Genomic DNA, 8478 nt, shown 5'->3' with positions numbered 1-8478 from the left:
GTTCTGCTCACTCGAAATGACCTTTTGTTGGTTGTTAGCTGTTCTTGAACAAACATATTTCAACCAATATTGACGGGCATTTCGAGCTTTTTTCTTTTTTCAAGCCAATAATCACGCTTGTTGCAGGACTAGTGTCAATCCTGTTGTCTCTTGTTGTTTTTGAGTTTTTGAGTTCTTTGCGCTCTTTTGCGGCTCCGGTTTGGAAACGCTCACAAGGTGGACAAGGTCAATTATGCCTGCGAAACTTCGTTGCCGTTGTGCTGCCTTGCGCAATAAAGTGGAAAAATGTTAAGCGAAACCATTAGGGAACATCTTCGGGCAGTGCCGTTCAGGGCGTTCGTCATCCGAATGAATGACGGTCGGCAATTCAAAGTGCCTCATCCGGATTTTGCGGCCGTGTCGCCGAAGGGAGGCTCGGTTTTGATTTTTCACGAGAATGATGCAGTCACTCATCTGAGTGCACTGTTGGTTGCGTCAGTCGCTCCGGTGACGGCGCCACGGACAAGACGAATTCGTTCTGCAAAGTAGATGATACCTCTGACCTCTGATCACTGATGGGTGGAGCGGGCTACCAGCCCGTTTTCAGCGGCAACTTGCCGCTGAACTGACCAACTCTTTGGATACGCATGAAGTTCGTCTGGCCAAACTCGACGGCCGCACCCTCGAGATGCAATTTCGTGATAAAGCCGCGTCTTATCTGGGGCGGATTGTGCGAGGAGTGCGGGTCGTTTCGGTTGGCGACCTGGCAGACGAACTTGAGGGAGTGTTGTCGGAGCAGGAATGGGACGAGCTGCTGCGGATCGATGAGCTAGCAGATTGAAAATCTGCGCTACGCTAAACACATACCCGGCCTGTCTTCTCTGCCCAGTTCAAGTGAAGTTTTGGATGCGAGCAAGATGCCTACCCTACTCCGGAGGCCAGGCCGACAGGGCGGAACCAGGGAACGGCCTATCCAAAACGAGGACATTTGGGGACAGAAAAGAAGACAGGGACCAACAGTCATTAGTCAAGGAATCATGAATCACCACCATTACCGACCCCTTTTCCTGTGAAACTCTGACAAGCATCACGCGAAGAACACACGCCAGGGAGGTGCGTGGGGCCGCCGCCGGAGAGCCGACTGCCATCCGGCGGCGGTTTTTTTATTGCCTCAACTGCCTCAACTCTTCCGACTTGTTTGGCGAATCCACCCACCGTAGGATCCGATCATGGCCGTAACGACCGAACGCGTTGATCGTCTCGAAGAGGCGCTGACAAAGTTCATGGAACAAACTTCCTTGATCCTTGCCGCCACGCGCGAAGACATTACCGAAATCCGGGCGAGCAATGCACGCACGGATCGCCAATTGCTCGAAATGCAAAAGCAGGCGGAGAAGGACCGCCAGCAGGCAGAGAAGGATCGTCAGCAGGCAGAGAAGGATCGTCAGCAGGCAGAGAAGGATCGTCAGCAGGCAGAGAAGGATCGTCAGCAGGCAGAGAAGGAACGCAAGGAATTTAACCGTCAACTTGCAGCGCTTTCCGACCGTCTTGGAACTTTGATCGAAGATATGGTGGCGCCGAATGCGCCGCGCGTTGCGCGTACTCTGTTCAAGGGCGACGAGGTTATTGCGTCGGCAATCCGCGTCAAGCGCCAGCATCCTTCCGAGCCAGGGCGGAACATCGAGATTGATTTGATCGTTGTGGGACACCGCCACTTGCTGATCTGCGAAGCCAAGTCCAAAGTCACTGTGGAGAAAGCCGCAGCTTTCCAGGACAAGATTCGTTCGATCCCCGAGTTTTTCCCGGAATTCTCCAGTTTCAAGGTTTTGCCGCTGATTGCCAGCGTGACGATCGAACCGACACTGGTGACCCATCTGAGTCGACTTCGAATTTACGCGTTAGGATTTGGCGAAGACACGATGGAAATTCTCAACTCGGACGCGTTCTGATCGACGGTGAATTCTGGGATTCCGGCCGTCGTGGATTCCGGTGTTGCCGAAGCAAGTTCGCCATCTTCCCGCTTCGCTTCGAGGTGTTACTTAGGAGCAGTTGAACTCGCGCAGCGTGATTTGTTAGTAAGTCAGCCAATTTGTGAATAAGTTTTCTTTGACTTCGGAGGAGGAAAACTGATAGAAGTTTTCGCGTCAGATAAAGGTTGGAAAACTCTGGATGATCATGGAAATCACGAGGCTGAAGATGATCGAGACGTTCAAATCCCGATTCAAGGAACGAGGTGATTGCCGTGTAGTTCGAGCTTCCAGCAAGGAGGTAAAACGTCGTTCACTCCACAGAACGACGTAGGGAGAAGAGTCTGCTTCGCAGACGCAGGGAGGTGCGGGCCGCCATTTGACCTTGCTTGTTACAGGGAGGGTGGGGTGGCGGCCCAATTTCTCTTCTTTTTGTCTCTTTTATTGATTCAGAGATTCAGGTTCAGAATTCGACTCCCGATGTTTAACGAAAAGGCCGCTGGAAACAGCGGCCTTTTCGCTTTCCCGTTTTCTCGTTTGTGGGTTTGCCGGTTACCTACTCACTGTTGGTTGCAACGCGCCGAGCGGGACGGAAGGCACTTGTCATCTCGCGCCAAGGCAGGCATTGTCGCGCTTGAAGCAAGCCTGGCCTATGACTTTATGACGAAGCTACTCGTCCTCTCCTTGTTACTCACGCCTTCCGTCCTTGCCCAACTGCCGCCCGGAAATGAGAAAGGCGTTTCCATGGGTCACCTGCACCTGCGGGTCTCGGACCTGGACGTCCACAAAAAGCTCTGGATCGATGCCTTGGGCGCAAAGGCCGTCAAGCTCGGCCGATTGGAAGCCTATCAATTCCCCGGCGTTCAAGTCCTGTTGACCAAAGGTCCTCCGTCCGGCGGCACGGAGGGGAGCGTGGTGGATCACCTCGGATTCAAGGTGAAGAATCTGGAAGAAACAAAGGCCAAGCTCACGGCGGCGGGAGCCAAGGTCCTCAGCGAGAATCCAAAGGTGCATCAGATGTTCATCGAACTTCCAGATGGCATCAAGGTGGAGTTCTATGAGAATGCGATGCAATCCGACCCGGTTGTCCACGACCACATCCACTTCGCGGTCCCGCAAATCGACGAGCAACGGGCGTGGTACGAAAAAATGTTCGGCGCCGTTCCGGGAATGAGCGGGATCTTCAAAGCCGCCGATGTTCCCGGCGTGAACTTGCGCTGGAGGGCCGCCGATTCGAAACTGCCCGGCACCAAGGGCCGCGGCGTCGATCACATCGGATTCGAGGTCACGAATCTCGAGGCGTTCTGCAAAAAGCTGGAAGCGGAGGGCGTAAAGTTTGACATGCCGTATCGTTCGTTTCCGCAAATGGGGTTGAGCATCGCTTTCCTCACCGATCCCTGGGGCGTCTATATCGAGCTGACCGAAGGCCTGGCAAAGATGAAGTAGCCCCCCCTCCAACGCTTCAGGCTCACCCCCTTTTCAGCATCCGCCGCGCTTTCCGAATCCAGACGCGATCTCGCTTGCGTTGGAAATCCGGCGAAGCGGAATCGTCGGCCAGCACTTCGCGGAGTTCGGCGCGAGCTTGATCGGCTGCGCCTTTCTCGAAGTAAAGCGCCGCGAGCTGCACACGGGCGCGCGCGTAAGAATGCAATTCCAGCACGCGCTGCAGGGTCGCGATGGCGGCGTCCGTCTCCCGCAGCGCCACCTGGGCCTCGGCCAGCGCCATCAGGGTGTAACCGTAGTCGTGGTTTGGGTTCTCGGCGCAAACCCGGTCCAGCATCTCCTGGCCTTCCTGCGGGCGATTCAAGCGAAGGAGGCATTGGCCCAGGTGGCTGCGGGTGTCGGGATCATTCGGGTCGCGTTCGAACGCCTTTTGATAGCTCTCCAACGCTTTCGGCAGTTTTCCCTGTTGAAAGTAAATGTCGCCCAGTTCGAGGTGGTGGTGCGCTTTATCCAGGTGGTGAATCTGCGCTTCCAACTCCTTGATGCGGCGGCGATCTCGAGCCCCGGGCAACTCAAACCCCAGGGTGGCTACCGACGGCGCGTTACGATAGACGAGAAAAAAGTAGAGCGGCGCATTGATCGGGGGGAAGAGAAAGATAAAGAATGCCCAGAGCCATTCGTCGCGCCGGACGGCATCCACGAGCATCCAGAGGGTAAATACGGCGAACAAGAAGCCCAGAGGGCTGGCGAACCAAAACTCCGGGCTGCCAAGGAAGGCGATCACCGCGTGAATTTCTCAAAATAATTCCTTGACCGTCGAGAAGAATTCCTTTACCGCACACGCTCTTTTCTGGCCGACAGGACCACCACGCGCCTCTTTCAGGGCGGTGTGCGCCGGACCTGAACGGATTCCCGATGCAGCAAGGGTCTGGAATCTGAATTGCTTCGGCAGATTGAGCCGTGATCGCCCGCTTTGGATCCCTGGAGCGAGTGTCACGTTTTGTGCAGTCCGTAAAGAATGATGAACTGAAACTGAAAAAGAAACGACATGAAATCGAAGACCGAAATAACAACCAAAGCCCCGGCCAAGAAGGCCGCGGCTGCGCCCGCGTACGTGCCGAGCGCCCTGGAAGTGGCTCCCGCGCGAGTTCCAAGCGCGCCGACCGCCGCTTCCACCGCTAAAGCGCCACTCCAAACCAAACCGATCAAGATCCCTTCGGCAAGCGCGAAGCGGAAGGCCCCGCCCCTCACGACCGTCAACGTCCGCATCGACGTCGGGTTCGGGAACACTCTCTACATTCGCGGCCAGGGAGATGGGCTGAGCTGGGACAAAGGCACGCCCCTGGAATGTGCGGATGCCGCCACCTGGGTGTGGTCCACGAAAAACGCCGAAGGAAACATCGAGTTCAAACTGCTGCTCAATGACCAGGTCTGGGCGCAGGGGGAGAACATGACCGTGGCGGCAGGACAGTCGATCGAAGCGACTCCCGCCTTCAATTGAACTGTCACGATGAAAAGGGGATCGCCGAACGGCTCGCGCCGTTCACGGGACCACGATTACCTTGCCCAGCACCGCGCGATTTCTGAGCGCGGCAAACGCAGCGGGCGTTTCCGATAATCCAACCACGCGATCGATGGTCGGCTGTAGTTTCCCTGCGGCCGACCATTCGAGCGTCGCGATCAGATCGCGCCGCGTGCGGCCGTAGCTGCCGATGAGCCGTTGTTCTTTCACGAAGAACGGCCAGAGATTCAACCGCACCTCCCGGCCCGCGGTCGCGCCGCAGGTCACCACCGTCCCGCCTCGCGCCAGACAATTCATCGCCTGCTCCAGGAGGGGCCCGCCGACGTGCTCCACGACCACGTCCACTCCGTGTTTGCCGGTGAGTTTCCGGACTTCCGCGGGCCAGGCCTCATCAGCGGTCTCGACAACGTGTTCGGCGCCCAGTTTGAGCGCGAGCGCTTTCTTGGCCCGGTTTGACGCCGTCGCAATCACACGCGCACCGAGGCCGCGGGCAATCTGGATCGCCGCGGATCCAACTCCGCTCGCGGCTCCGACCACCAGGACCCAGTCCCCGGGCCGAACCGGCGCGCGATCCGTGAGCATGTGCATTGCGGTGCTGCCGGCGAGGGTCAGCGCTGCGGAGGATTCGTAAGAAACCGAATCCGGAAGCCGGACCAGCGCACGCTCTGGAACCCGCACCTGTTCGGCAAATCCACCGTCGCGATCCACACCGAGAAGCTGGCCGTGCAAGCAGCGCGACTCCTCCCCGCGCGCGCAAAACTCGCACTGCCCGCAAAAAAGGTTGGATTGGACAGCGACTCGATCTCCCTTCTTCCAGACATCAACTCCTGGCCCTGTTTGCACGATCTCGCCGGCGATCTCCGAGCCTGGCGTGCGGGGGAGTTGAATCGTAAGAGGCAAATTCCCTTCTTCCAGCCACAGGTCCAGACGATTCAACCCGCAGGCACGGACGGCCACGACCACTTCGCCTGGGCCAGCGGTTGGCTCCGGCGGTTCGGCGATCCGGAACTGGCCCGGCTGTCCGTGGGCAGTCAATTGAATGGCTTTCATAGCAGGAATTCAAACGGCACTGCCCACGTTCGACAAGTCCAGACCCGCTTTGACTCACGTTGACTGGGCGATTAATGATTTGACTCGGCCCATCCGGTTTGTAGGTTGGCTTTATCCGGTGGAGTGCGCGAGTAGCTCAATTGGATAGAGTGTCGGCCTCCGGAGCCGAAGGTTGTGGGTTCAAATCCCACCTCGCGTACCAGCTTCCTCAACAGTCACGTCAATTCCACCCGCAGCCTGTCTCCGCTCTTCAGGACCATGTCGGACGCGTATTGGACCACGGCGCGGCCGTCATTCGCGGTCAGCGTCGCAGGCACCGTCTGGCCGGAGACGCTGACGGTTGCGCGCGTGGGCTGAAAATCTTTCGCCACCCCCAACGCCACTTTGCGCGCGAGTGAGCCGATGAGTTTTTGTCCAAATGGCCGCGTGGCCATCGCGTTCGTAAAGGGCGCGCTTACTGTGCAGACCGTGGGATTGACGACAGATCGAGCGGAGAACCGTAGCGCAGATTTTCAATCTGCTGTATCGCCGATTTCCAATCGGCAGGGCGCCGGCAAGTCCCAGCGGGCTCGGACCGGGAGACGCCCCGCAGAATACAATTCTGCGATACGGCAGAGTGCAACTCTGCGCTACGAGCTTTGCCGTCCTTCGGATGCAGCCGACCATCCTATTTGTCGCGATGATCTTACCGCCCTTCAAATCCAAGCCTGCAACTGGGGTTGTTCTCGAGGTGGCTCATAGGGTCCAATAGAGCGGAACGTCCGGCTTGGTGTCGGCGAGAATCTCCCGGATTGCCTGTCTCGTTTCAGGCGCCAGCTTGCGAAAAGCGGGATCAGGATCTGTTCCGCCGAGGATTTTCCAGAGCCGGCCGTAGAGGTGGAGTTTCATCGGACGAGGCAGGCTGTCGAACGCGGGCGAGTAGATCAGGTAACTGCACGGATGCTTGAACAATCGAGTCTGCAGATCGAATTGACGCAGCGAACGGCCTTGCCGATCACGCGGGCCGCGGCTCTCGAATGATCGCCCGAAGTCGGACGTGCCCTGCACGCGGGCGGACAAAGGCGCTTCGTCGATGAACAGGAGGTGCTTGATGAACGCCTCGGCAACTCCTTTCAAGTAAGTGTCTGCCTCGACGGCGCCGCCGCGTTCCAGCGTTGCCTCTGTGTCCTGCCGCAAGCGGCTGATGAAATTGTGCGTGTGGCACTGGTGCTCGAAGACCAGCAACGCCACGATATCGCTGGTTGGTTCAGGATACGGGCTCAGGTCGAGCAAGCCGCTCAAGTTCGCCTGATTGCCTCTGAAGTTCGGTTCACGGGCCTGCCGGTCAAAGTCGGCCCCTCCCACGAGGTTGCCCAGATGAGTTTGATTTCCGTGCGATCCGCACACATACCATCCGCCCCAGCGTTCGCTCAGGGGCGTGCGATGACTGACATAGGACAACCCGCGTCCCCAATCGACTGCGCCCCGATCATCGGTGACGACCGAGCGCGCCAGAAAGCCGGGGACTCCCAGATTTGCGGCTGAGGTGTGGCATTCCAGGCAGCGGTCGTTTCGTGACAGTCGGGCGGGCGCGTCCGCCTTTTGGGAAGCCGTATAAAAGACCGCGCCCAGTCGCGGATCCGTAGCGGCGATTTCCAGGCGCTGTGCCCCGGGAATCCAGGCCACATAAACCTCATCGTTGAAGTAGATCGCGCGCGGGGTGCGAGGCGAAATGCGGTCTTTGTCGGAGGAAGTTTTGGAAAAAACCAGGATCTGCGAAGACCGGGGCACCTGCAGGGCTTCGAGCACTGGAAGCAGATAACCGTGATTGCCCGGCGTCAGCGCGTGTTCGCCGCGGCTGAGCCGCATCGCCAGTTGCTCGACCGGTCCGGTGGCCTGAATCGCGCCGTAACGAATTCCAGCCTCATCGAAAGGAAGCGGCGGCTGCTTCTGCTTGGCGGCGGCGACGGCCGCCGGGCTCGTCAAAACCTGCGCCAAGGGAAAAACCAGCAACGCGGGCAGAAGCACAAGAACCAAAAAGCCCGCGAGGGCGGCCGGAAACCAGAAAGCAAGACCGCGCCGAGGGTTCTGCACGGCGCCCGAAGAGACTGGCGCATCGCCTTTCATCCCACCAGGAGCCTCCGCGTTTGCGCCAAGACTTCCTACCGTAATTTGGCAATCTTCAGGCGCATTTTGCTTAAGTGGTCATGGACATAAATATGATGACGTTCGCGGCAAGGGATTTTGCGGCCAGACGAGGCGCGAGCGACGAGCATACCCATCAACGGTCTGTAAGGAGCGAGCAACGAAGTCTGGTCGCAAATGAACTGCCGCCCTTCGGGTTGCGCCGAATTTGGCCTGGGGCTTCGTTGCTCCTCGGTCACAGAGCAGCTCCCGGCTATGCTCCCTCGTCGCGCCTCGCCCCAGGCCAAATTGGGCGCAACGAACGTCATCGTATTCATGCCCATGACCACTAAGAGCGTGTCCGAAAATTCCGCGGGGTCCTGTTTTCGCGCCAAAGGCCGGATGGCGAGGCGC

General features: G+C 58.2%; 8 protein-coding genes and 1 tRNA gene. 5 read left to right on the top strand and 4 right to left on the bottom strand.

The window, feature by feature from the left end:
- Nucleotides 1–616: 616 nt before the first annotated feature.
- The 3 genes from FJ398_23230 to FJ398_23220 all read left to right on the top strand — a co-directional run bounded on the left by FJ398_23230 (nt 617) and on the right by FJ398_23220 (nt 3392).
- Entirely contained in the window at nt 617–820 is a 204-nt protein-coding gene (locus FJ398_23230; GenBank protein MBM3840815.1) for a hypothetical protein, read from the top strand.
- Between the two features lie 388 nt (nt 821–1208).
- Entirely contained in the window at nt 1209–1928 is a 720-nt protein-coding gene (locus FJ398_23225; GenBank protein MBM3840814.1) for a cell envelope integrity protein TolA, read from the top strand.
- A gap of 498 nt (nt 1929–2426) precedes the next feature.
- Nucleotides 2427–3392, top strand: a complete 966-nt coding sequence (locus FJ398_23220; GenBank protein MBM3840813.1) for a VOC family protein — start codon at nt 2427–2429, stop codon at nt 3390–3392.
- Between the two features lie 22 nt (nt 3393–3414).
- Here FJ398_23220 and FJ398_23215 read toward each other — a convergent pair whose 3' ends face one another.
- Nucleotides 3415–4173, bottom strand: coding sequence for a tetratricopeptide repeat protein (locus FJ398_23215; GenBank protein MBM3840812.1), 759 nt, complete (start codon nt 4171–4173; stop codon nt 3415–3417).
- A gap of 264 nt (nt 4174–4437) precedes the next feature.
- Between FJ398_23215 and FJ398_23210 the strand changes: the two genes are divergently transcribed.
- Nucleotides 4438–4890: a hypothetical protein gene (locus FJ398_23210; GenBank protein MBM3840811.1), complete on the top strand. Its 453-nt coding sequence runs from the start codon at nt 4438–4440 to the stop codon at nt 4888–4890.
- 42 nt (nt 4891–4932) lie between these two features.
- Here the strand turns inward: FJ398_23210 and FJ398_23205 are convergent, their stop codons facing one another.
- The gene (locus FJ398_23205; GenBank protein ID MBM3840810.1) at nt 4933–5961 is read right to left on the bottom strand and encodes a zinc-binding dehydrogenase; all 1029 of its coding nucleotides are present in this window, start codon (nt 5959–5961) and stop codon (nt 4933–4935) included.
- Nucleotides 5962–6086: 125 nt separating this feature from the next.
- Here FJ398_23205 and FJ398_23200 point away from each other — a divergent pair.
- Nucleotides 6087–6163: transfer RNA gene (locus FJ398_23200), tRNA-Arg, on the top strand.
- A gap of 13 nt (nt 6164–6176) precedes the next feature.
- On the opposite strand, the gene FJ398_23195 is transcribed toward FJ398_23200, so the two are convergent.
- Both FJ398_23195 and FJ398_23190 read right to left on the bottom strand, forming a co-directional pair.
- Nucleotides 6177–6395 carry a hypothetical protein gene (locus FJ398_23195; GenBank protein ID MBM3840809.1) on the bottom strand — a complete coding sequence of 73 codons (219 nt, stop codon included), beginning with the start codon at nt 6393–6395 and terminating at the stop codon, nt 6177–6179.
- 301 nt (nt 6396–6696) lie between these two features.
- The gene (locus tag FJ398_23190) at nt 6697–7977 is read right to left on the bottom strand and encodes a hypothetical protein (protein ID MBM3840808.1); all 1281 of its coding nucleotides are present in this window, start codon (nt 7975–7977) and stop codon (nt 6697–6699) included.
- Between the last annotated feature and the right edge of the window lie 501 nt (nt 7978–8478).

It is taken from the genome of Verrucomicrobiota bacterium (genome assembly GCA_016871535.1).
GTDB lineage: Bacteria > Verrucomicrobiota > Verrucomicrobiia > Limisphaerales > SIBE01 > VHCZ01.
The sequence above is the reverse complement of the archived record's forward strand: the minus strand, read 5'-3'. Positions and strand labels throughout refer to the sequence as shown.